The sequence below is a fragment of the Myxococcus dinghuensis genome (genome assembly GCF_024198235.1).
In the GTDB taxonomy this organism is placed as follows: domain Bacteria; phylum Myxococcota; class Myxococcia; order Myxococcales; family Myxococcaceae; genus Myxococcus; species Myxococcus dinghuensis.
Genome location: NZ_JAKCFB010000032.1, coordinates 19,800 through 41,311, shown reverse-complemented (window position 1 = coordinate 41,311; position 21,512 = coordinate 19,800). Strand labels below are relative to the sequence as shown.

Annotated in this window: 23 protein-coding genes; 9 read left to right on the top strand and 14 right to left on the bottom strand. The window is 71.7% G+C overall.

The window, feature by feature from the left end; all coding sequences use genetic code 11:
• The first annotated feature begins 179 nt into the window (after positions 1 to 179).
• Positions 180 to 452 carry a hypothetical protein gene (locus LZ198_RS31315; protein ID WP_253975784.1) on the top strand — a complete coding sequence of 91 codons (273 nt, stop codon included), beginning with the start codon at positions 180 to 182 and terminating at the stop codon, positions 450 to 452.
• 118 nt (positions 453 to 570) lie between these two features.
• Here LZ198_RS31315 and LZ198_RS31310 read toward each other — a convergent pair whose 3' ends face one another.
• The 9 genes from LZ198_RS31310 to LZ198_RS31270 all read right to left on the bottom strand — a co-directional run bounded on the left by LZ198_RS31310 (position 571) and on the right by LZ198_RS31270 (position 10,793).
• Positions 571 to 1,773: a GNAT family N-acetyltransferase gene (locus LZ198_RS31310; RefSeq protein WP_253975783.1), complete on the bottom strand. Its 1,203-nt coding sequence runs from the start codon at positions 1,771 to 1,773 to the stop codon at positions 571 to 573.
• Positions 1,774 to 1,825: 52 nt separating this feature from the next.
• Positions 1,826 to 2,995 (bottom strand): DegT/DnrJ/EryC1/StrS family aminotransferase, encoded by a 1,170-nt coding sequence (locus LZ198_RS31305; protein WP_253975854.1) that lies wholly within the window; start codon positions 2,993 to 2,995, stop codon positions 1,826 to 1,828.
• The gene (locus tag LZ198_RS31300; protein WP_253975782.1) at positions 2,992 to 4,110 is read right to left on the bottom strand and encodes a GNAT family N-acetyltransferase; all 1,119 of its coding nucleotides are present in this window, start codon (positions 4,108 to 4,110) and stop codon (positions 2,992 to 2,994) included. Before LZ198_RS31300 ends, LZ198_RS31305 begins: the two co-directional genes overlap by 4 nt.
• 35 nt (positions 4,111 to 4,145) lie before the next feature.
• Positions 4,146 to 5,237: a gluconeogenesis factor YvcK family protein gene (locus tag LZ198_RS31295; RefSeq protein WP_253975781.1), complete on the bottom strand. Its 1,092-nt coding sequence runs from the start codon at positions 5,235 to 5,237 to the stop codon at positions 4,146 to 4,148.
• Positions 5,238 to 5,327: 90 nt separating this feature from the next.
• Positions 5,328 to 6,698 (bottom strand): polyisoprenyl-phosphate hexose-1-phosphate transferase ExoE, encoded by a 1,371-nt coding sequence (gene exoE / locus LZ198_RS31290; RefSeq protein WP_253975780.1) that lies wholly within the window; start codon positions 6,696 to 6,698, stop codon positions 5,328 to 5,330.
• Positions 6,699 to 6,798: 100 nt separating this feature from the next.
• Positions 6,799 to 7,539 carry a CpsD/CapB family tyrosine-protein kinase gene (locus LZ198_RS31285; RefSeq protein WP_253975779.1) on the bottom strand — a complete coding sequence of 247 codons (741 nt, stop codon included), beginning with the start codon at positions 7,537 to 7,539 and terminating at the stop codon, positions 6,799 to 6,801.
• A gap of 27 nt (positions 7,540 to 7,566) precedes the next feature.
• Entirely contained in the window at positions 7,567 to 8,976 is a 1,410-nt protein-coding gene (locus tag LZ198_RS31280) for a GumC family protein (RefSeq protein ID WP_253975778.1), read from the bottom strand.
• Between the two features lie 33 nt (positions 8,977 to 9,009).
• On the bottom strand, positions 9,010 to 10,155 hold the full coding sequence (locus LZ198_RS31275; protein ID WP_253975777.1) for a hypothetical protein: 1,146 nt from the start codon (positions 10,153 to 10,155) through the stop codon (positions 9,010 to 9,012).
• 65 nt (positions 10,156 to 10,220) lie between these two features.
• Entirely contained in the window at positions 10,221 to 10,793 is a 573-nt protein-coding gene (locus tag LZ198_RS31270) for a polysaccharide biosynthesis/export family protein (RefSeq protein WP_253975853.1), read from the bottom strand.
• Between the two features lie 375 nt (positions 10,794 to 11,168).
• On the opposite strand from LZ198_RS31270, the gene LZ198_RS31265 reads away from it, so the two are divergent.
• Positions 11,169 to 11,366: a hypothetical protein gene (locus LZ198_RS31265; protein WP_253975776.1), complete on the top strand. Its 198-nt coding sequence runs from the start codon at positions 11,169 to 11,171 to the stop codon at positions 11,364 to 11,366.
• A 95-nt stretch (positions 11,367 to 11,461) separates the two neighbouring features.
• Here LZ198_RS31265 and LZ198_RS31260 read toward each other — a convergent pair whose 3' ends face one another.
• A complete protein-coding gene (locus LZ198_RS31260) occupies positions 11,462 to 12,256 on the bottom strand; it encodes an SDR family NAD(P)-dependent oxidoreductase (protein WP_253975775.1) in 795 nt (264 codons plus the stop codon).
• Positions 12,257 to 12,510: 254 nt separating this feature from the next.
• Between LZ198_RS31260 and LZ198_RS31255 the strand changes: the two genes are divergently transcribed.
• The 4 genes from LZ198_RS31255 (at position 12,511) to LZ198_RS31240 (ending at position 15,648) form a co-directional block, all read left to right on the top strand.
• On the top strand, positions 12,511 to 13,005 hold the full coding sequence (locus tag LZ198_RS31255) for a MarR family winged helix-turn-helix transcriptional regulator (protein ID WP_253975774.1): 495 nt from the start codon (positions 12,511 to 12,513) through the stop codon (positions 13,003 to 13,005).
• Between the two features lie 125 nt (positions 13,006 to 13,130).
• Entirely contained in the window at positions 13,131 to 14,594 is a 1,464-nt protein-coding gene (locus LZ198_RS31250) for a BamA/TamA family outer membrane protein (RefSeq protein ID WP_253975773.1), read from the top strand.
• Between the two features lie 15 nt (positions 14,595 to 14,609).
• Entirely contained in the window at positions 14,610 to 15,191 is a 582-nt protein-coding gene (locus LZ198_RS31245) for a TetR/AcrR family transcriptional regulator (protein ID WP_253975772.1), read from the top strand.
• Positions 15,192 to 15,219: 28 nt separating this feature from the next.
• Entirely contained in the window at positions 15,220 to 15,648 is a 429-nt protein-coding gene (locus LZ198_RS31240; protein ID WP_253975771.1) for an EVE domain-containing protein, read from the top strand.
• On the opposite strand, the gene LZ198_RS31235 is transcribed toward LZ198_RS31240, so the two are convergent.
• The 4 genes from LZ198_RS31235 to LZ198_RS31220 all read right to left on the bottom strand — a co-directional run bounded on the left by LZ198_RS31235 (position 15,617) and on the right by LZ198_RS31220 (position 18,965).
• Positions 15,617 to 17,089, bottom strand: coding sequence for an amino acid permease (locus tag LZ198_RS31235; protein WP_253975770.1), 1,473 nt, complete (start codon positions 17,087 to 17,089; stop codon positions 15,617 to 15,619). The genes LZ198_RS31240 and LZ198_RS31235 overlap by 32 nt on opposite strands.
• Before the next feature lie 75 nt (positions 17,090 to 17,164).
• On the bottom strand, positions 17,165 to 17,854 hold the full coding sequence (locus tag LZ198_RS31230; protein WP_253975769.1) for a periplasmic heavy metal sensor: 690 nt from the start codon (positions 17,852 to 17,854) through the stop codon (positions 17,165 to 17,167).
• On the bottom strand, positions 17,851 to 18,456 hold the full coding sequence (locus LZ198_RS31225; protein ID WP_253975856.1) for a hypothetical protein: 606 nt from the start codon (positions 18,454 to 18,456) through the stop codon (positions 17,851 to 17,853). Before LZ198_RS31225 ends, LZ198_RS31230 begins: the two co-directional genes overlap by 4 nt.
• Positions 18,453 to 18,965, bottom strand: coding sequence for an RNA polymerase sigma factor (locus LZ198_RS31220; protein WP_253975768.1), 513 nt, complete (start codon positions 18,963 to 18,965; stop codon positions 18,453 to 18,455). The genes LZ198_RS31225 and LZ198_RS31220 overlap by 4 nt, the downstream gene beginning before the upstream one ends.
• A gap of 119 nt (positions 18,966 to 19,084) precedes the next feature.
• On the opposite strand from LZ198_RS31220, the gene LZ198_RS31215 reads away from it, so the two are divergent.
• From LZ198_RS31215 to pheA, 3 genes are read left to right on the top strand one after another with little or no spacing between them, the layout of a single operon-like run.
• Positions 19,085 to 19,546 (top strand): GNAT family N-acetyltransferase, encoded by a 462-nt coding sequence (locus LZ198_RS31215; RefSeq protein ID WP_253975767.1) that lies wholly within the window; start codon positions 19,085 to 19,087, stop codon positions 19,544 to 19,546.
• On the top strand, positions 19,543 to 20,697 hold the full coding sequence (locus tag LZ198_RS31210; RefSeq protein ID WP_253975766.1) for a bifunctional chorismate mutase/prephenate dehydratase: 1,155 nt from the start codon (positions 19,543 to 19,545) through the stop codon (positions 20,695 to 20,697). Before LZ198_RS31215 ends, LZ198_RS31210 begins: the two co-directional genes overlap by 4 nt.
• Positions 20,690 to 21,511 carry a prephenate dehydratase gene (pheA, locus tag LZ198_RS31205; protein ID WP_253975765.1) on the top strand — a complete coding sequence of 274 codons (822 nt, stop codon included), beginning with the start codon at positions 20,690 to 20,692 and terminating at the stop codon, positions 21,509 to 21,511. Before LZ198_RS31210 ends, pheA begins: the two co-directional genes overlap by 8 nt.
• Position 21,512: the final 1 nt, after the last annotated feature.

Genomic DNA, 21,512 nt, shown 5'->3' with positions numbered 1-21,512 from the left:
TCCAGGATGAGGGACGAGGGACGCCCTCGATGTTCTCACCCCCGACCTTGGGCGACAATGTGCCCCCTGGCCGCATCGCTCACGGCGCCACGTCCCGGCAGGACGCGACCATTGGAAGATGCCCGCGCATCCCGCATACACTTGTAGCGCCGTAACCAACACCCCACGAGGAGTCGAGCATGAACAAGACGTTTGCCGTCCTGTCCTGTGTCGTGACCATGGCGCTGATGGGTTGTGGTGGAGCCCCCGAGCAGGAGGCCGCGCCGGAGGACGTCCAGTCGGCGGAGCAGTCCATCATCTGGGCTTGTGATGGCACGCGCGAGTTCGACCGCATCTGGTCGCGGAACGGGGTCGAGGTGGGTCGCGAGAGCTGCTACTGCGACGGGTCCACCTACGCGGCCGGCACGCTGAGCGGCAGCTACACGCAGAACCTCATCCGCTACTGCAACTGACGCGGCGCCACCGGGACGGCGCGTCCACACGGTCGCCGTCTTCCGTATCACCCGCGAAGCCGTGCCCCGCTTCGCGGGTCCTTCCGTCGGCACCGAGCACGTGTGCCGCCCGGAGGGCTCAGTGCAGGGCCGCGCGCCGCCGCCGCAGTCGCCGCACCTTCTCCACCAGGTGCGCCGGCAGGGCGTGCTTCACGGCGTTGCGCGTCTTGCGCGCCAGCTCCTCCGAGCGGGTGAACCAGCGCGCCGCGCGCGTCCCCGCATGGACGCGGACCGACACCGTGTGCCGCTGCTTCGACACCCAGTCGGACTTGTACGTCTCCGTGCCGCGAAGGAAGTCGTACTCCGTCAGCCCCTCCGCCAGCGCGTCCTTGAAGGTCTCCCCCACCAGCACCAGGCCCACGCTGCGCGAGCGCCACTCCGGGTCGTATCCGGATTGGAAGTAGACGAAGCGGCCCCCGTGGACGAGCCCGTACACCGAGGCCACGGCGCGGCCTCCCACCTTCATCGTGTACAGGCGCAGCCGGCCCCGCTCGGCCAGCAACTGCGTCGCGTCCCGGTGGAACGCCTCCACGCCCGTGCCCTTGATGCCCTGGGAGCCACCGTCCGTGGCCCACCGCGCCGCGTGCAGGCGGAAGAAGTCCGTCATCGGGGCCGCCAGCTCACCGGGCGCCTCCACGCGCTCGATGCGGTAGCCCTCCTGCTTCTCCAGCCACTTGCGCCGCCGCAGGTAGTTGTCCCGACGCCCCGTGCGCTTGAGGAACGCGTCGAAGGACTCGTCGGGTGTGAGGACGTCGTAGGGGCATACGTAGCGCTCGGCCAGCCGCACGTCGTCGGCCGCGAACACCTGACGCAGCACCTCCACGGTGACGGAGTCGTCGCGCAGGTCCGTCAGGTCCAGCACGTCCCACTCCTCGCGCAACGCCGACAGCATCCGCGCGAAGACCTCGCCCACCTCGCGCTCCGCGCCACGACGGGCGACGACGTCCAGGTAGTCGCTGCCCACGTGGGTCTCGCCCAGGAACCCCAGGCGGCGCACGGGGACCCCGGCCACCCGGCGCGTCTCCAGCCCCAGCGGCCACAGCCCCACCAGCGTCCCCGCCGCGTCCCGCGCGGTGAGCACCAGCGGCCGCCGCTCCGGCGCGATGCGGCGACACCAGGGATACAGCCACTCCCAGGCGTTGAAGGGCCCCGCGTCGCTCGCGTCGAGCAACGCATCCCACTCCGCGCGCATGCCCGCCAGCGCGGACAGGCTGCCCACGGCACTCACGTCCAGCCGCCGCGCGGCGCGCGGCCCCTGCTTCAGCTCGTCCTCGCGGATCATCGCCCGTCTCTCCCGAGGGGCTCGACGGCCCCTCGCCAAACCTGGACTCGCGCTACCCCGCGCGCTTGCGCGTGCGCCGGTCCGCCTTCACCGCGTCGCGCACCACCAACGCCACGTCCGCCATCACCTCCGGTGTCAGGTCCTGATGACATGGAATCTCCACGATGGTGCGCCGGAGCTGCACCACCTCCGGGAAGGCCGCCGCGTCACACGCCGGATGGAAGCGCTTCCAGAAGTCGATGGCGTCCACGCCCCGGGCCCGCAGGCGCGCCAGCACCTCCGCCTTCTCCTGCACCACCAGCGGGTAGAACAGCGGACAGGCCCCCGGCGGCAACTGGTTGAACAGCGGCGGCACCACGTCGCGCAGCCGGCCCAGGAGGTAGAAGTAGTTGCGACGCCGGCGCTCGACGATGGCCTCCAGGTCCTGCGCCTGCGCGATGCGCTTCGTCAGCGGGCTCATGCCCAGGTCCACGTGCTTGCGGTCGAAGTGCTGCGTGCCCGTGGCGACCCGCTCGATGCTCGCCGCCTTCACGGTGCCGTGGCCGACCGCCCGCACCAGGCCCCGCAGCGAGCGGCCCATCGGCCCGCCGCGCAGCTCCAGGTTCTGCAGGAGCGCGGACACGGTGTGGCTGAACGTCGACGCGGACGGCGGCGACGGAGGCTCCGGCAGGCTGTACTGGCGGGGCCCGTTGATGACCAGCGCGCCCCCGTTGGGCACCGGCAGCGTCTTGTAGAGGCAGAAGATGCCCACGTCGCCGGTGGTGCCCAGCGGCACGCTCCCGTCCGAGGACAGGAGCGACAGCGCGCAATCCTCGATGAGCACCAGCCCGTGCTGGTCCGCCAGCTTGCGCATCTGCTCCACCGGCCCCGGGAAGCCCGCGTAGTGCGTCAGGTACAGGGCCTTGGTCTTCGGACCGATGCGCCGGGCCACGTCGTCCAGGTCCACGTCCCAGTGGTGGCCCACCCGGTAGAAGCGGGGCGTGGCGCCCGCGTCCACCAGCGCCTCCACCTCCACGCCGTGGTGGTAGGCGGGCATGAGCACCTCGCCCTGGTCCAACCCCAGCATCTTCACGGTGAGCCAGACGGCGTTGCGCGCGAAATAGAAGTAGCGGACGTTGGGCGACGAGAACGGCGGCAGCGCCCCCGGCTTCGGCCGCGACAGCAACATGCCGGGCCAGAGCGTCGGAAGGGACGGCACGAACAGGCGCCCCGGTTGCTTCATCTCTTCCATTTCGACACCACCTCTTTCGCCGCCGGACCCCACCGGAACTTCGCCGCGCACAGCGCCCGGCCATAGGTGGAGTCATTGAAGACGTAGAGCCAGGTGTGGCGACGGACCTGGTCGGTCCAGTCCCGCTTCCACACCATGTCCGGCCCCAGGAAGTCGAACTCGCGCAGCCCCCGGTCGACGCACGTCCCCGCCACCTCCTCCAACAGGAGCTGTCCGGGACTGCACTCGCGAAGCTGCTCGTCGTAGCCGGGCTTCAGGAGGAAGTAGCGCCCCCCGTATTCGAGCCCGTAGTGGAACGCCACCGCGCGGCCGTCCAGCCGCAGGAAGTACAGCGCCAGCCGGTCGCGGTAGGCCGCGTCCCGCGCCAGCTCCGTGTAGAAGCCACGCGTGCGCGCGTCCTGCGCCATCGCCGTGCCCCGCTCCCCCTTCCAGCCGCTCTGCTCCAGCAGGAAGCCCTGCTCCAGCATCCCCTCCAGGCCGAGCCCGCCGGACACCCGCTCGAAGTCGACGCGCCCCTTCTCCTCGAGCTTGCGTCGACGCCGCCGGCAGTTGGCCTTGAACTTGGCCTGGAGCGACGCCTGGAAGGCCTCCCGCGTCCTGGGCAGCGGGATGTAGGGCGATTGGAGCGACTCCCAGGCCCCCACGGGGAGGCCCGCGGCGCCGGCCGCCGCGTGGAACCGCCACGCCGCCCCACCGTCCGGCACGTCCGTCAGCCGCAGCACGTCCCAGCCCTTCTTCCCGCGCAGGTGCGCGACGAAGGCCTCGGCGGCCACGTCCGGCTCGCGTGCCAGGAGGTCGAAGCGGCACGAGTGCGCGTTGGCCGCGCCGGACAACTGCCGGACGGGCACGCCGTAGAGCGTGGTGCGCTCCTCCCACAGGGGCAGCGCCGCGCTCAGCCGGCCCTCCGCGTCCCGCAGGGTGAGCACGCACAGCCGCGCACCCGGCGCGAAGTTGTCCAGCCAGATGCGCAGGAACTCGTGCCGGTAGAACACCTCGTCGGAGGTGGCCTCCACCAGCGCGTTCCACTCCGACTCCAGGGCCATGAAGGCCGCCCGGTCGTCGACCTCGACGACGCGCGGCCCGGGTCTGCTCAGGATTGCTTCCATGTTCGGGCGCCCAAGGTGGTGATGGGGGTGCGTGACTACAAGCCGCTGCGGGCCATCTTCAGCAGGCACGCGGCGACCTTGCGGCTGTCGTGTCGGATCCTCGACCCCGCCTTGAGCAGATCCGCCCGCACGGGCACCACGCCCGCGGCGATGAGCTCACGCGTGTCCACCTCCACCGGGAACGAGCCCCGCCGGCCATAGCGCTTCATGGCGTCCGGTGACGGCGCCGTGCCATTGACGAGCACCGCGTCCAGCACCGGCCCCACGTGGTCCCGCACCGCGTGGACGTGGTCCAGGCACGACATGCCGTCCGTCTCCCCCGGCTGCGTCATCAGGTTGGAGACCATGACCTTCAGCGCCCGCGTCTCCTTGAGCGCCTGGGCCACGCCGTCCACCAGCATGTTGGGCAGCAGGCTCGAGTAGAGCGAGCCCGGCCCGATGGCCACCAGGTCCGCGGTGTAGATGGCCTCCAGCAGCCCCTCCACCGGCGGCGGCGAGCGCGGGCTCAGCGACACCCGGCGCACGCGCCCCCGCGCGCGGCAGATGTTGCGCTCCCCCACCACCTCCGTGTCGTCGTCCATCTGCGCCACCAACTGCACCGAGGCCAGCGTCGACGGCAGCACCCGGCCCCGCGCGCCCAGCAGCTCGCCGGACATGCGCACCGCCTCCATGAAGTCGCCCCGCAGCTCCGCCAGCGCGGCGATGAGCAGGTTGCCCACCGCGTGCCCGGCCAGGCCCCTCGCGCCCCCGAAGCGGAACTGGAACACCTCCTTGAGGGCGCTGCGGCCGCCCGCCAACGCCACCAGGCAGTTGCGGATGTCGCCGGGCGGCAGCGCGCCGTGCAGCCGGCGCAAGCGCCCGGAGCTGCCCCCGTCGTCGCTCATCGCCACCACGGCGGTGATGTCCACCCCCGGGTCCCCCGGCTTCGGCGTGGCGCGCCGGGCCAGGCCCCTCAGCACCATGGGCAGGCCCGTGCCGCCGCCGATGGCGACGATGCGCGTGGGCCGCTCCAGCTGCGGCTGCAACAGCTCGTTGCGCTCCGCTTCCCGCTCCCACTCGCGCTGCTTGCGGGCCCGGGCCTCCTCCCATGACTCCGGGAGCGGTGAATCCATGTCCATTCCCACCATGTCCCAACCCCCATCCACGACGCCCGACCCGCCACCCCTGGCGGGCCCCCGCCCGACCTCCCGCCCCAGGAGGCCGTCCAGGTGGTGTTGCTACCGAGCTCCACGCCCGAGCAAGACATGCCTCACGGTGTGGAAGATGATTCCCATGTCCAGGAACAGCGAACCGTTCTTCACGTAGTACAGGTCGAACTCGAGCTTGTTGCGTGCATCCTCCACCGAGGCCCCATAGGGGTAGCGGATCTGCGCCCAGCCGGTCAGCCCCGGCTTGACGGCCTCGCGCAGCCCGTAGAACGGAATCTGTTGCTTGAGCTGTGCCACGAAGACCGGCCGCTCGGGCCGCGGGCCCACGAAGCTCATCTCCCCCATCAACACGTTGAACACCTGGGGAATCTCGTCGATGCGCGTGCGCCGGATGAAGCGCCCCACCCGCGTGACGCGGTCGTCGTTGGCGCGCGCCCACACCGCGCCGTTCTTCTCCGCGTCCGTGCGCATGCTGCGGAACTTCCACAAGTGGTACGTCGCGCCGCCCAGGCCCGTCCGCTCCTGGCGGTAGAAGACCGGCCCGCGCGAGTCGAGCTTGATGGCCGCGGCCACCAGCAGCAGGAACGGCGCGGACAGGCCGAGCAGCAGCGAGGCGATGGCCAGGTCGAACGCCCGCTTGAAGGCCCGCCGCAGCGGCGACACCGTCAGCTCGTCCGCGAACGCGAAGTCGCTCGCCCTGAGGAACTGCACGGGGATGCGCCGCAGCACCCGCTCGCAGAAGCCCGTCGCGTCGTAGACGCGCCGGCCCTGCAGCCGGCACGACAGCAGCGAATCCACCCACTTCACCCCGCCGCGCATGTCGTCCGCGGCTTGCACGACGAAGTCCGCGCCCAGCCCGGCCGCGAGCCGGTCGAGGGGCTCCTCGAGGGTCGCCGGGTTGACCATGCCCACCACGCGGTAGCTCCCCTCGCCCCCCGCCTCGATGGAGGTGGCCACCGCGCGGGCCTTGAGGCCGTCGCCGACGATGAGGACGTCATGCGGCGCGCCCACCAGCGCGCGGATGGACACGCGCACCACCAGGGTGCCCGCCAGCGCACCCATGGCGCCGCCGAGCAGCGCGCCGGGCGGCAGCGCCACGGGCAGCACCAGCGGCACCACCAGCATCACCCCACCGGCCACCATCGCCGTGACGCCGGCGGCCTTGAGGAAGCGGTAGCCCCGCGCGCGGTCCTCCGCGGCGATGCGCAGGTCATACAAATCCAGCAGGTACAACGTGAACTGGAAGGTGACGACGAAGGCCGCCCCCAGCCCCAGCAGCGTCGGCCACAACGTCGAGAGCGGCGGCCGCGTGCCCGCGGGCGCGAAGAGTGCCGCACAGGCCGCCGCGCCCATCACGCAAGCCAGTGCGATCGCCGAACTCTCGGCGAGGAAGAACGTCAATTTCTTGGCAGAAAAATAGTGGTGAAAGACCCGGAGCACGTGCCCCTCCGACCAACCCGCCCGACTCACGACCGTCCCCAGAACACCCCACCTCCGCCCCTCTCCCGGTGAAGGGAGGCCGGGGCGGAGGGCACCACCGCTACCGCTGCTTCTCGTAGTTCTTCAGGTATGGCGTCGCCTGGATCTCCGCGCCATTGAGCACGCAGCCGAGGATGGGCGCGCCCGCCAACTGCTCCACCGCCTGGTGCACCGTCTTGCCCGGCGTCACGTTGGCGCGGATGACCATCAGCAGACCGTCCACCTGGTGGCCGAGGATGGCCGCGTCCGCGAACGGCAGCGTCGGCGGCAGGTCCACGTACACCTCGTCGAAGCCCTCGCGCACCGCCTTGAGGAACTGCTTCATGCGGGGGCTGGCCAGCACCTGGGACGGGTCCTCCGGCGTGGCCCCGGCGGGGATGAGTGCCATGCGCGTGGCGTGGAAGCGGCGCACCACCTCGCGCACCTCCACCTCCCCCGTCAACAGCTCCGCCAGGCCCGTCTTGTTGCGTACCCCCAGCGTCGCGGCCACGCCGCCGCGCCGCAGGTCCGCGTCCACCAGGAGGATGCGCCGGTCGGGGTTCGCCCGCGCGGCCGCCATCGCCAGGTTGACGCTCGTCACCGTCTTGCCCTCCCCCGGCATGGCCGAGGTGAGCGCCACGACCTTCATGGGCCGCAGCTCCCGCATCCGCTCCAACCGGTAGTAGAGGCTCCGGTACTGCTCCGCCGCCGCCGAAGCCGGGGCCGTGAGTGTCACCACCCGCCGGTCCACCGAGTTCGGATTCGTCGTGTTGTCATCCACGCGGGGGAGGAAGTTGCCCGCCCGCTCCATCGTCTGGTCCATGTCCGCCTTCCGTCCTTTCCGTCGGTGTCAGTTCAATGAGGTGGGGCTCTGAACGTTGTTCCGAGTCCCCGAAGACGGCATCAGCACGCGCTTCTCCGTCTTGCCCTGCATGTCCGGCACCACCGCCAGCACCGGGAGCGTCAGGCGCTGATGCACCTCCGTCCCATCGCGCAGGCTGTCATCCCGCATCTCCAACACCGCCCCCGTGAGGACCCCCAGGCCCAGCGCCACCAGCAGCGCGATGAGCATCCCCGTCATCCGGTCCGGCCGCGCCGGCGTCACCGGCGCCCCCGCGGGCGAGATGACGTTGAACAGGCTCTTGGAGCTCTTGGCCTCCAGCTCCTGGGCGATCTCCGCCTCCACCTTCCGGCTCACCACGCTCTGGTACTTGGTGCGCGCGATTTCATAGTCGCGGTTCATCACCCCCAGCTCGTGCGCCCAGCGCGGCGTGTTGTTCAGCCGCCCCTGGTACGCCTCCGCCTTCTGCTGCAGGTCGACGATCTCCTTCTGGATGTTGGCGATGAGCGAGGCCACGCGGGTGCGCTCGGCGCGCTCCGCCCACAGCCGCCCCTCCGCGTCCTTGCGCCGCGCGACCATGCCCTCGAGCTCCGCCTCCATGCGCTTGATCTCCGGGTGGTCCTCCGTCCAGTTGGTGCGCGCGCCCACCAGCGCCCGGGTGAGCCCGCTCTCCGCGGCCTCCAGGCGGCCGGCCTCGCTGTCCACCGCGTTGCGGGCCCGCGCCAGGTCGGAGCGACGCGCCTCCGCCACGCGCAGCTCCTCCGACTTCGTCTGCATCTCGTGCGACACCCGCTCCAGGCCGCGCATGTTCATCTCGATCTGCTCGGGCAGCTCCCCCAGGTGGTCCACCTTGAACTGGGCGATCTTCCGCTCCCAGCTCGAGACGGCCTTGCCCATCTGCGACATCTCCTCGTTGAAGAGGTCCGTGGCGCGCGCCGCCTGCGCCTGACGGATCTTCAGCGTCTCCTCGGAGAAGATGGTCGGCAGGCGGTTGGCCACCTGCGCCGCCACCTGCGGGTCGTGGTTCGCGTACGTCAGCTCGAAGGCCGTGTCGCCCTCCACGCGCACCGTCAGGTCCTTGCGCATCTGCGTGACTGCCGCCTCCATGCCCTTCTCGGACACGATGTCCGGATAGAGGTTCATCTCCTCGATGGCCTTCTGGAGCACGGGGCGCGCCAGGAGCTCCTGTCGGACGGTGAGGAGCCGCTGCTCGATGAGCTCGCTCACCGTGCGCTGCACCATGTCCTCCCCTGGCCGCTGCGGCTCCACGCGGACCACCACGGACGCCTCATACATGCTCGGCCGGGTCATCACGATGGCCGCGCCCACCGCGAAGACCGCCGCTGCGATCGCCCCCACCAGCGCCTTGCGACGCCAGAGTGAGGCCAGCAGCTGATCCGCCGTCATCCCACGCTCCATGTTCCGCTCCTCCTCCAACCCACTCACGTGTTGTCACCACGCCGTCACGATGAGGCGGACGGCGAATACGTTGCGCGTCAGATCACCCGCAGCGCCCGCCGCCTCCGCCACGCCCACCTGGGCAATCCGATCCACCGCTCCCTGCGCCGCCATCCGGCGGTTGAAGCGGTACTCCACTCCGCCCCCCACTGCGTACCCCTGGGACACGAGGGGCGTACTGCCGAACGTCGTCCAGTCCCGCGAGGGCGCGCGCCCGTTGCGGAAGAAGCTCGCCGCGCCGAACGCGGAGAACTCGTGGTTGAAGCGACGCGCCAGGCTCACCGTCGCGTAGTCGGCCCACAGCGCGTTGGCGAAGCCGCTGGCGCCCACCAGGTCGTGCCCCACCGCGATGCCCAGGTCGAACAGCTCGCCGTCGCGCGCCAGCTCCACGTTCACCCGCGGCACCCAGCCGCCCTCCTGTCCGTCCGGCGCCAGGTAGCGCACCGGGCCGCCCCGGACGATGAGCGTCGTGGGACGCGTCAGCCGGTAGCGCAGCGTGGCCGCCACGCCGTGGGACTGGGACAGGGTGTTGTCGTAGAGGAAGCCCTGGTAGCGGTACTCCGCGCCCAGGGTGAGCCGCCGCGTGGTGCGGTACATCAGCTCCAGCGTCGGCGTGTGCGCGTAGCCCGCCTTCTGCCCGGCGTCGAGGATCTTCACCGCCTCGAGCGTGTAGCCGACGCGCACGTCCGTGCGCTCCGTCGCCCGCCCCGTGAAGCCCAGCCGGGCCTGCGTGAAGAAGGTGGGTGAGGTGGAGCGGGCCAGACCGTCACGCGGCAGCGAGGTGGGGTCCGACACGCGGTAGAGACGCACCGCCGAGTCCACCCGCAACCGCCGGGACAGGAGGTAGCGCCCCTCGATCGTCCCGCGGTGGTCCAGCGTCAGCTTGCCGGAGCCGTGCCGCATCAGCATGTCCGCGGCGTAGGCGCCATCCAGCGTGAGCCGCTCGTCCTGGCCCCGGATGCCCACGCGCGGCGACACCTTCGTCATCAACTGCCCGTCACCCGTGCCCAGGCGCAGGTCGTCGTCGTAGCGCTCCTCCGCGGCGACGCGCAGCCGCGGCTCCCACAAGGTCGCCGCCGACGCCGCCGGCGCGGTGAGCATCAGGCCCGTGAGCAGCCATTTCTTCCAGTCGCCCTTCACCGTCGTCCTCCCTCGCCAGCCCCGACACCGTCCATGGACACCCCGCCCCGACCGCCCCCGTCGCCTCACGGCACGACGATGGTGTCGCCGGGACGGAGGATGACGTCCTGCCCCCCGTCCGGAGAGATGAGGTCGCTGTAGCGCACGGGGATCTGCCCGCCGTTGCCGTCGCTGCGGATGACCACGATGCCGTCGGAGTTGGCGAAGTCCGTGAAGCCGCCCGCCAGCGCGATGGCCTGCAGCAGCGACACGCGGCCGCGCAGCGGATACGCCCCCGGGTGGGTGACCTCGCCGGTGACGAACACCCGGCTGCTGTTGACCTCGCGGACGATGACCGTCACGCGCGGCTCCTGCACGAACGGCTGGTAGCTCGACTTGAGCGCCTCGGCCAGCTCCGTGGGCGTCTTGCCCGCCGCCATCACCTCGCCGATCATCGGCATGGAGATGTAGCCATCCGGACGGACCGGCAGCGTCCGAGACAGCTCCGCGTCGCGCCACACCGCGACGTCCAGCACGTCCTCACGGCCGATGCGATACGGCTGGTCCGAATTGTCCACGTTCTTCGCGGACTGGTGAGCACACCCCCCCAGGAGCACCACGCCCAGCACCGTCCAGAACCCCGCGCTCGTCTTGCCCATCGTCTGCTCTCCCTCGTCGCTGCGGATGTCTCGCGTGCCCGCACCCACGCGGTGCACGCCTTCGGCGCGCTTGCCATAGCAGCGGGTGTGCCATTCGGACCCGGGAGGGAAAACCCATGGATCGCCGTGGGTTACGAAATGCCACGGCATGCGACGTCCCCGGGTCCGGGAAGAATTACCGCCATTGGACGGGTACGACTCCTGGAGCTTTCGCCAGCCAACCTCCCGCGTGTGGAAGTCCTTTTCCCCTCGGGAGGAACCGTGCTGCCCATTCCGCACCGTCCGTGCGCGGCACGCCGTTTGTAATTGGAGGAACACGAGGTGATTCGGTTCCACATCGGGCCTGCGGAGGCTCGACAGCGAGGGAGCGAGCGGATGAGGAAGGCAGCGGGGGCGGTGGCGGCGGCGTTCGCGACGGCGACGGGAGTGATGGCGTGGATGGGCGTGGTCTTCGCCGTCCACACGGAGGCCGCGGCGCTCGGCGTGGTGGGCCTGGCCCTCTACGCCGGCAGCGCGGTGCTCAGCGGCAAGGCCGCGGACGAGACGGCGCGCGGCGTGGCGAACCAGACATAGGCGACCCACCTCGGTCGACATGAAGAAGGCCCGGTGCCCCCTCGAGGACGCCGGGCCTTTTTCATGTCATGCGCGGCTCGCGCGGGAGCGCGGCGTCAGGGGATGGCGCGCACCACGCCGCCGTCCACCCGCAGCGCGCTGCCGTTGATGCCGGAGGCGCGTGGGCTGCACACGAACGCGACCAGGTCCCCCACCTCCTCGGTGCGCGCGAAGCGCTGGATGAGCGACGACGGCCGCGCGTTCTTGAAGAACTCGCGCTCCACCGTGTCCACGTCCACGCCCCGCTGGCGCGCCAGGTCCGCCAGGAACACCTCCACGCCTTCCGAGCGCGTGGGCCCCGGCAGGATGGAGTTCACGGTGATGTTCGTCCCCTGCAGGCCCTCGGCGATTCCGCGCGCCAGGGCGATCTGCGCCGTCTTCGTCACGCCGTAGTGGATCATCTCCACCGGAATCTGGAGCGCGGACTCGCTGGAGATGAAGACGATGCGGCCCCAGTCCTTCTGCTTCATGCCCTTCAGGTAGTGGCGGCTGAGCCGCACGCCGCTCATCACGTTGACGTCGAAGAGGCGCAGCCAGTCCTCGTCCGGAATCTCCTCGAACATCTTCGGCTCGAAGATGCCCAGGTTGTTCACGAGGATGTCCACGTGGGGAACCAGGGCGACGATCTGCTTCACCCCCTCCGCCGTGCCCAGGTCCGCCGCCACCCCGCGCAGCCGCGCGTCCGGCAGCTTGCGCCGCACCTCCGCCACCGCCGCGTCCACCCGCGCCTGGGTGCGGCCATTCACGATGACCTCCGCGCCGTCGCGCGCCAGCGCCTCGACGATGGCGAGCCCGATTCCTGCCGTGGAGCCACTGACCAGCGCGACCCTGCCCTTCAGATCCAGATCCATGTTTCCCTCGGGAGTTTGGCGTTGCTTGCTAACGCCCCGCCCGCCTCCCCGCCAGCCCCCGGGTCCCGGGCGGCCATCCAGGGGAGCGCCGAAGAGACGCGTTGCGGATAATCCGCATTGCGGAGTATCTGCATTGTGGTGTATCCACCAGTGGACGTGGGCTCCGGCACCCCGCATCGGGCCCGCGCGACGCGACGGGCGCGTCTCCCGAGGCGCGTGACGGCGACGGACGGAGATCCGATGGAAGGCTCCCGATGACGATGCACTCGAACCAGGTGGCGCCCATCCTCGCGCCGGCCCGGGACCTCCGGGAGACGAGCGACCGGCTCCTGCGCAAGTTGATGGACTTCAACAGGGATCGCTCGGTGCTGAGGGATCCGGTCCGCCAGTTCTGCGACGAGCACGAGCTCAGCTCTCCCCAGGGTCACGTCATCCTCTGGTTGGGGCACGAGGGCCCGCTGAGCACGGGCGCCCTGTCGCGGCTGGCCAACATCAACGACAAGAGCATCACCGGCATCATGGACCGGCTGGAGTCACGCGGGCTGGTGAAGCGCACGCGCCTGCCCGCGGATCGCCGCACGGTGATCAACGCGCTCACGCCCCGGGGACAGACGGCCTACGTCGGCATCAAGGACCGGATGGCGACCGCGCTCGCCAGCTTCATCGCCACCATGAGCGACGACGAGGAGGCGACCGTCTTCCGCCTCATGGACCGCCTGTTGGCGGCCGTGAGTCCCGCCCCCAGGTGACCGGGCGCCAAGCGTTCGGCCCACGACACCTCGCGCCCCCCTGAACCACCGCACCCGCTCCTGGATGGAGCCGGGGCGCTACCCGTACGTCTCCTTTCCGCCGGCCCAGCCCCACGGATGCCCGCATGCGCACGCCCTCGGCCCACGACCGCCCACCGCCCTCCGCCGCGCCGCGGACTCCGGCGCACGCCGGCCCGCGCACGCCGGGAGTGGCCCCACTCCGCGCCACGTCCCAGCCCCTCTCCCCACGCCTGTCCGGCACGTTCTGCCCCATCCCGCCGCAAGCGTGGATGCTGCTCGCCCTGCAGTTGATGGGCATGCCCGACGTGGCGCACGCGCAGGAGGCCCCGAGCCAGCCCGCGGTGGAGGTGGAGGTATCCCAGGTGGCCTCGCCCCCGGAGGGCCCGCTCCCGGAGGCGGAGCTGGTCCCCGGGCGCATCGAGCGCATCGACATCGAGGGCAACGCGCGGACCCAGGACGCCGTCATCCTGAGGGCCCTGCGCACGCTGCCGGGGGAGCTGCTCACCCGCGACGCCGGCCCCGAGCTGAAGCGCCGGCTGCTCAACCTCAAGCTCTTCAAGAGCGTCGCCGTGCGCTCGAGGCCGGAGGGCGAGGGCGTGGTGCTCCAGGTCCAGGTGGACGAGCGCTGGACGCTGCTGCCCATCCCCATGTTCACCTCCAGCAAGGGCCAGTGGCAGGTGGGGCTGTTCGCGCTGGAGACCAACCTCTTCGGCCTCAACAAGACGTTCGTCCTGGGCGCGCTCGCGGGCAACCGCGGCGGCAACGTCTTCTCCCTCTATCGAGACCCCGGCATCGCCGGCACCCGGTGGACCGCCTCCCTCTTCGGGCAGTACGCGAAGCTCGACCGCGAGCGCCGCGTCCGCGACGTCGTCGTGGAGGAGTACACGGACCGGCGGGTCGACGCCTCCGCGACGCTGGGCTACCAGTTCCTGCCGGAGCTCAACGTGGGCGCGGGGGTGTTCACCCTGCTCAACAAGCCCCTGCCCCGCGCGGCGGGTGGCGTCGCCCCCGAGCGCAGCGACGTGTTCGGCGTCAGCGTGTCCGCCGAGTACCTGGGGCAGGACTTCCACTTCTATTTCAACGAAGGCCCCCTGGCCCGGTTGAGCTTCCGGCAGGGGCTCGAGGCCATCGGCTCGACGCGCGCGTTCCGGCAGGTGTCCGCGTTCGCCGGCTACACGCTGTCGGTGTTCGGCAAGCAGTCACTCACGCTCCTGGGCAGCTTCGAGCGCGTGTGGGGCGACCCCACCGTGCACGCGCTCCTGCTGGGAGGCCGCACGGGCAGCCGCGGCTTCACCAAGGAGACGCTCTGGGCCGAGCAGGCCGCGACGGCCACGCTCGAGTACCAGGTGCCGCTGTGGAGCCCGAGCATGGCGACCTTCACGGCGCACGCCTTCCTCGACGTGGGGCGCGTCGCCTGGAAGAACGCGCGGCTCCGCTACGCCGCGCCCGGCGCGGGCCTCCGCGTCTACCTGCGCAGCGTCGCCGTCCCCGCGCTCGGGCTCGACTTCACCCGGGAGCCCCAGACGGGTGAGTTCGTCGTCAACTTCGCCGCCGGCCTGTCGATGTAGCCCCCTGCCCGTGTCATGAGCCCAGAACAGCGAATCGTCATCGTCTCCGCCGCCACGCAGCACTTCGCCCTGCACGGCTTCTCCGCCACGTCGCTGGAGGACGTCGCCCGACGCGCGGGCCTGCCCCCGGAGTGCATCCACCAGCACTTCGAGAGCAAGGCCGCGCTGTTCGCCGTGGTGGTGCGGCAGGTCTCCCAGCAGATGCACGAGGAGATCGAAGCCGCCATCGCGCGCGCCGCGTCCCCCGAGGACAAGATGCTGGCCTTCGTCGAGACCCGCCAGGGGCAGGTCGAGCGCACCCTGCGCGAGCTGCGCGTCTCCACGGAGGCGCTGGTCGACATGCTCCCCCTGGTGGACCCGCTGCTCGTCGACGTCCGGGCCCGAGAGGTGCTGCTGCTCGAGCACATCCTCAACGAGGGCAACCGCCGCGGGGTGTTCGCCATCCACAACCCCCGGGGCGTCGCGCTCGCCATGGCCTCCGCCCTCCAGAACATCGAGCGGGTGCTCCTCCAGGTGCAGTTGGGCGCGGACTTCACGGACGGTCCGGAAGACCCGCTCGTGTCCGCGCCGCGCCCCCCGCGTCATCGGCTGCACTAGCGCCATGGCTGCTCTATGGTGCGCCGCCATGGCGAAACCCCAGTACTGGCTCATCAAGAGCGAGCCTTCCGTCTACGCGTACGCGCAGCTCGAGAAGGACGGGAAGACGGAGTGGACGGGCATCCGCAACTTCGAGGCGCGCAACAACCTGCGGGCCATGAAGCCCGGCGACCTGTGCCTCTACTACCACTCCAACGAGGACAAGGCCCTGGTGGGCGTGGCGCGGGTGCTCACCCTGGCCGGACCGGACTCCACCGCGCCGGACGAGGACTGGGCCTCCGTGCGGGTGGAGGCGGTCGCCCCGCTGAAGCAGCCGGTGGACCTGGCCACCGTGAAGGCCACGCCCGCCCTGGAGGAGTTCCCGCTCGTCACGCGCAGCCGGCTCAGCGTGGCGCCCGTCACCGCCGAGCACTTCAAGCTCGTCCTCAAGATGGCGAAGACGGCGCTGCCGAAGTAGCCGCCGGGGGCGGACGCAGCAGCGTCACCTGGGGGCCGGTGAAGGTGTGGCGCTGCGCCAGCCCCCAGTAGAGGCCCAGCAGCGCCAACGCGCCGGCGAACGTGTAGCCCGCGAGCTGGTTGGGTGGCAGCACGAACAGCACCATCACCACCGCGCACCACCCCAGCGCCACCCCGTTGACGGCGCGCGAGGCGCGCCCCAGGTCCCACGGCCCCCGGTGCGACCACGTCCCCGCGCGACGGGCGCGCATCCCCACCCAGATGGGCAGCGCATAGGACGCGTAGAGCGCCAACGTGCTCAGCGCCACCATGGCCGCGTAGGCCTCCGCCCACAGCGCCACCACGCCCGCCGCCGCGACGGACACCCACACGGCCACCGCCGGACTCCGGAAGCGCGCGGACACCTTCGCCAGCCACCTCGACGCGGGCAGGCCGTTGTCGCGCGCGAAGGCGAACAACATGCGCGAGTTGGACGTCACCGACGACAGGCCGCAGAACCACATGGCCCCGATGGCCACCCACACCAAGGCCCCGCCGAGCGACGGCCCCAGCGCGTGGGTGAGGACGTACAGGAAGGGGTTGGCGGCCGCGGCCGTGGTGGGCAGGTCCTGGATGGCCAGCGTCACCGCGCCCAGGAGCACGTAGCCCGCCACCGCGCTGACGGCCACGGACAGGAAGATGCCCCACGGGGCGTTGCGGGTGGGGTCCAGGGTCTCCTCGGAGACGTGCGCGCTGGCGTCGTAGCCGGTGAAGGTCCACTGCGCCTGCAAGAGGCCGATGAGGAAGCCGTACGCGTACAGCGGCGTCTCGGTGCTGAAGCGCGTCAGGAGGAAGGCCGCGTCCTGCTTGGGCGCGAGCATGGCGAGCGCGGCGATGAGCACACCCACGCCCGCGACGTGGTACCAGGCGGAGAAGTCGTTGAGCCACGCCACCACGCGCCCCCCCACGTGGTTGAGCACCGCGTGGGACAGCAGGATGCCGGCGTACAGCGGCAGCACGTGGGTGCGCTCGCGCGGCCAGCCCAGCATGTCCGCGAGGAACTCGGCCAGGCCGTAGTCGATGCCCGCGGTGATGGCGAACTGTCCGAGCGTGTTGAGCCACGCGGTGAAGAAGCCCACACGGGGGCCGCCCAGCATGGCGGCCCAGTGGTAGAGCGCGCCCGCGGTGGGGAAGGACGAAGCGAGCTGGGCGAGGCTCGCGGCCACCGTCAGCGTCATCACCGCCACCAGCGGCCAGCCCACGCCCATGACCAGGGGCCCGCCGAAGCGCAGCCCGTGGCCGTAGAGCGTCACCGCGCCCGTGAGGATGGAGATGATGGAGAACGAGACGGCGAAGTTGGAGAAGCCGCCCATGCCGCGCAGGAGCTGTTGCGCGTAGCCCAGGCGCTGGAGCTGGGCGGCATCTTCGCGAAGCTGACGCTCATGGTCCGGAGCATTGGCCATGCCCGCCAGGATACGCGGGCCCCTCCGCGTCACCGTGGAGGGGCCCGTCGGAAGGGCCCGCGTCTGTCCGGAACGTTACGGCCGGCGAATCACACGTCCAGGCCCCGACTCCTCGGGCCCCCTGATGTCCTCCATCTCCAGCCCGCCCGGGCCGTGGATTTGAATCTTCTTCGTCACCGGCGGGGCCATCCCCTCCACCTTGCGCCAGACCTCGGGCCCCAGGGCCTTGCGGATGCGCAGCATCAACCCCACGCGGTTGCGGCGCACGGCCGTCTCCGCGCGGCCGATCTCCTCCACCAGCTTGAGCACCGCCGGCTCGTCCGGCTTCTCCGCGTCGAGCTGCCGCTCGAACCGCAACTGGGCGCGCTTCAGGTCCGCCTCCAACGGGATGACGGCCTCGTTCGCCTCGAACGTGAGGTCCTCCACCTCCTTCACCGTCTCGCGCGGCACCCCCAGCCGCTCGAGCAGCCGCGACGGGACGCCCCCGCTCCCCGGACCGCCCAGGGTGAGCACGTCCACCGGGAGCCCGGGTGACGCCGGGCCCATCACCGTGACGGTCGTCGCGCCTCCGGGTCCGGGGCCCTCGATGCGCCGCACGGTGTGTGCCGTGAAGCCCGGGCCCGCGAACGCCGGGGGCTCGTCACGCGGGGGCGCCTTGTCGGAGGCCTCGGCGCGGGCCTCCGGAGGCTTCTGCGCCAGCGCGGGCGCCGAGCACAGCAGCGACGCCAGGGGGGCGGACCACCACCAGGGAACACGATTCTTCATGGGTTCGACTCCAGATAGACGAGTGGCATGAGTGCCGTACGGAACGGCGTTGCTTCCAGCGCGCGGGAATCCGGGGGGCGCACCCAGCTCGCGAGCGCCCCGAAACGTCGGTACACGTCGTCCTGGCCCACCACGTCGCGGCGCGAGTACCCGCGCACCTCGACGACGAGCGCCGCCAGCGCGTCGCGCTCGGCGGGCCCCTCCTCTCCCTGGGCGGCGTCCTCCACCGCCGCTTCCCGGGTGAGCGACCCCTCGGGCCTCGGGGGCTGGCCGGTGTCGACCACCTCCACCCGGTCCTCGGAGAGCTCCGGCGGAGGGGACGACGACGAGAGGATCATCCACGCCAGCCCGGCGACACCGAGCGACGCGGCGGCAACCGCGAACGTGCGACGGCGCACGCGGCGTCGCCGCACCTCGCCCAGCACGCCCTCCCGCGCGATGGCGGGCAGGGCCGGGAGCGCCGGCGCCCCCAGTCCACTGGCCGACACATGCAGGGCCGCCAGCGAGCGGCAGCGGGCGCAGCCCTCCAGGTGCAGGCGCAGCTCGGGAGACCAGGGCGGGGACGCCTCCAGCAGGGCATGGACCGCGTCTCGGCACTTCATGGTGTCCCTCCTTCGACGAGCGCATCCAGGGCCTTGAGCCGCGTGAGCGCCCGGTGCAGATGCGTGCGGACCGAGCCACGTCCGATGCCCATCGCCTCCGCGACGCCGTCCACGTCGAGCCCCTCCAGGTACCGCAGGGTGAAGGCCGTGGCCTGTTGTGTGGGAAGTGCCCGGAGCGCCCGCGACAGGGTGTCCCAGCGTTGCGCCCCCGCGTAGCGCTCCTCCGCGGAGGGCGCGACCTCCGGCGGCCCCCAGTCCAGGGCGTCGCGGAGGGCGCTCCACACCCGCCGCCGGCGCAGGTGGCTCATCGCGCGCGACACCAGGATGCGGCGCAGCCACGCGGCCCCGGCCGCCCCATCCCTCAGCCCGCGGCGCTTCTCGTACGCGTCCGCCAACGCCGCCTGCACCAGGTCCCTCGCCTCCTCCGCGTCCCAGACGAGCCGCCGGGCGAGCCGCAGCAGCGCGCCCTGCTCCGCCTCCAGGAGCGCGTCGAAATCCATCGCGGCCATGGCGGTCGCGGGACTTCCGGACTCCTCAAGGATGGCGGTGCCTTTCACGGTGCAACGACCTCCGCGTCTGCCTTCACGGAATGAGGACGCACGGGGCTGGAAACCGGCATACTCGCCTCGTGAGCACCCCTGATATCCGCCGGATACCGGCTGCCGAGACGCGCGGCCTGCGTCGCGCCGTCCTGCGCCCCCACCAACCCCCGGAGGCCGTCATCTATCCCGGTGACGACGACCCGGACACCCTCCACCTGGGCCTGTACGTGGATGGGCGACAGCTCGGCGTGGCGTCCCTCTACCGGGAGCCGCCTCCCTTCGCGCTGAAGGACATCACGGCCTGGCGGCTGCGGGGAATGGCCGTCGAGCAGGTCCGCCAGGGCATGGGGTTGGGCGCGGCGCTCTTGCGCGCGTGCATGGCGCACGCGGCGTCCCAGAAGGGCACCCAGGTGTGGTGCAACGCACGCGCGACGGCGGAGGGCTTCTACCGCTCCATGGGCTTCGTCTCGCGGGGCGAGCCCTTCGACCTGCCGGGCATCGGGCCGCACCACCTCATGTGCCGCGACCTCGCGGGGGCCGCGTCATGACGGCGCCGAGCCAGCCGGACCTGGGCGCCCTGCGCACGGCCATCGAGCGCATCGACGAGGAGCTCCTCGACGCCCTCCGCCGCCGCATGGACCTGGCGGACGACGTGGCCCGCTCCAAGCTGGCCAACGCGGCGCCCTTCCGCGACCAGCGGCGCGAGGACCTGTTGCTGCGCAGCATCCGCGCGCGGGCCTCCGAGCACGGGTTGGATCCCCACGAGGTGGAGCGCATCTGGCGGCTGGTCATCGACATGTCGGTGGCGCGCCAGCAGGCGCTCGTCACGCGCCAGGACACCACGCCGCTGCGCGTGGGCTACCCCGGCGTCGAGGGCTCCTACAGCCACCTGGCCGCCCGCCGCCTGTACGCGGGCCGCGCCGGCGGCGTGCTCCTCACCGGCTTCGACCAGCCTCGCGAGGCGGTGGAAGCGCTGCGCCGGGCCGAGCAGGACCTGGTGCTGCTGCCCATCGAGAACACCACCGCGGGCAGCATGAACGAGACGTACGACCTGCTCGCCGAGGGCGGCGTGGTCATCACCGCGGAGCTGGTGAGCCAGGTGGACCACCGGCTCCTGGGCCTCCCCGGCGTGAAGCTGGAGGACCTGCGCGAGGTCGTCTCCCATCCCCAGGCGCTCGCCCAGTGCGAGACCTTCCTGCGCGAGCGGCTCCCCTGGGCCCGGGCCGTTCCGGACGCGGACACCGGGGGCGCGGCGCAGAAGGTGCGCGAGCGCAACGACCCCTCCGTCGCGGCCATCGCCAGCGAGACGGCGGCGCAGCGCTTCGGCCTGGAGGTGCTCGCCAGGGAGCTGCAGCCCGCGTCGGACTACACGCGCTTCGTGGAGGTGGGCCGCGAGGCCACGCCGATGAAGCCGGGCGTCCCGTTCAAGACGTCGCTGCTGATGGTGCTGGGGGACGACAAGCCCGGCTCGCTGGGGGAGATGCTCCAGCGGCTCACCTTGCGCGGCGTGAACCTGAGCAAGCTCGAGTCGCGCCCCATCCCCGGCAGTCCCTGGCGCTACCGCTTCTACGTCGACGTGGAGGGCCACGCCGCCTCCGCGCCGCTGACGGCCGCGCTGGACGACATCCGGCCGCTCACGTCCTTCCTGCGCGTGCTGGGGACCTATCCCCGCGCCGAGGGCGAGGGCAGCCATGGCTGAGTCGCCCCGCCGCGTCGCGTTCCAGGGCGAGCACGGCGCCTATGGCGAAGAGGCCCTGCGCGCGCTCTACGGGCCGGACGTGGAGGCCGTCCCCTGCCTCACCTTCCGCGGCGTCTTCGAGGCCGTGGCCGAGGGCCGCGTGGCCAGCGGCGTCATCCCCGTGGAGAGCTCGCTGGGCGGTCCGGTGGCGGAGAACGTGGACCTGCTGCTGGAGCACGACCTGCCCATCTCCGGCGAGCTGTCCCTGCGCGTGCGCCATTGCCTGGTGGCCCCGCCCGGCCGCGCCCTGGAGGACATCGAGCGCGCCCTGTCCCATCCCCAGGCCCTGGCCCAGTGCGCCGGCTACCTGCGGCGCCGCGGAATCACGCCGGTGCCGGAGGCGAACACCGCCATCGCCGCGCGCAAGGTGGCCGAGGAGGCCCCGCCGCGCACCGCCGCCATCGCCAGCCGCGTCTCCGCGGAGCTGTACGGCCTCACCGTGCTGGAGGAAGGGGTGGAGGACTCGCCGGACAACCACACGCGCTTCCTCACCCTGGGCGCGCCGGCCCCGCGCGCGTGGACGCGGCGCAAGACGGCGCTGGCCTTCACGGTGCAGAACGCGCCGGGCGCGCTGTACCGCGTCCTGGGCGCCTTCAGCGCGCGCGGGCTGGAGGTCTCGCGGCTGGAGTCGCGGCCCCAGCGCCGGGCGTGGGAGTACGTCTGGTGCCTCGACGTCGAGGGCTCGCTGGAGGACCCGCGGGTGCGCGAGGCGGTGGGCGCCGCCCAGGGCGCCTGCATCACCCTGCGGGTGCTCGGCAGCTACGGCGTGGCCTGAG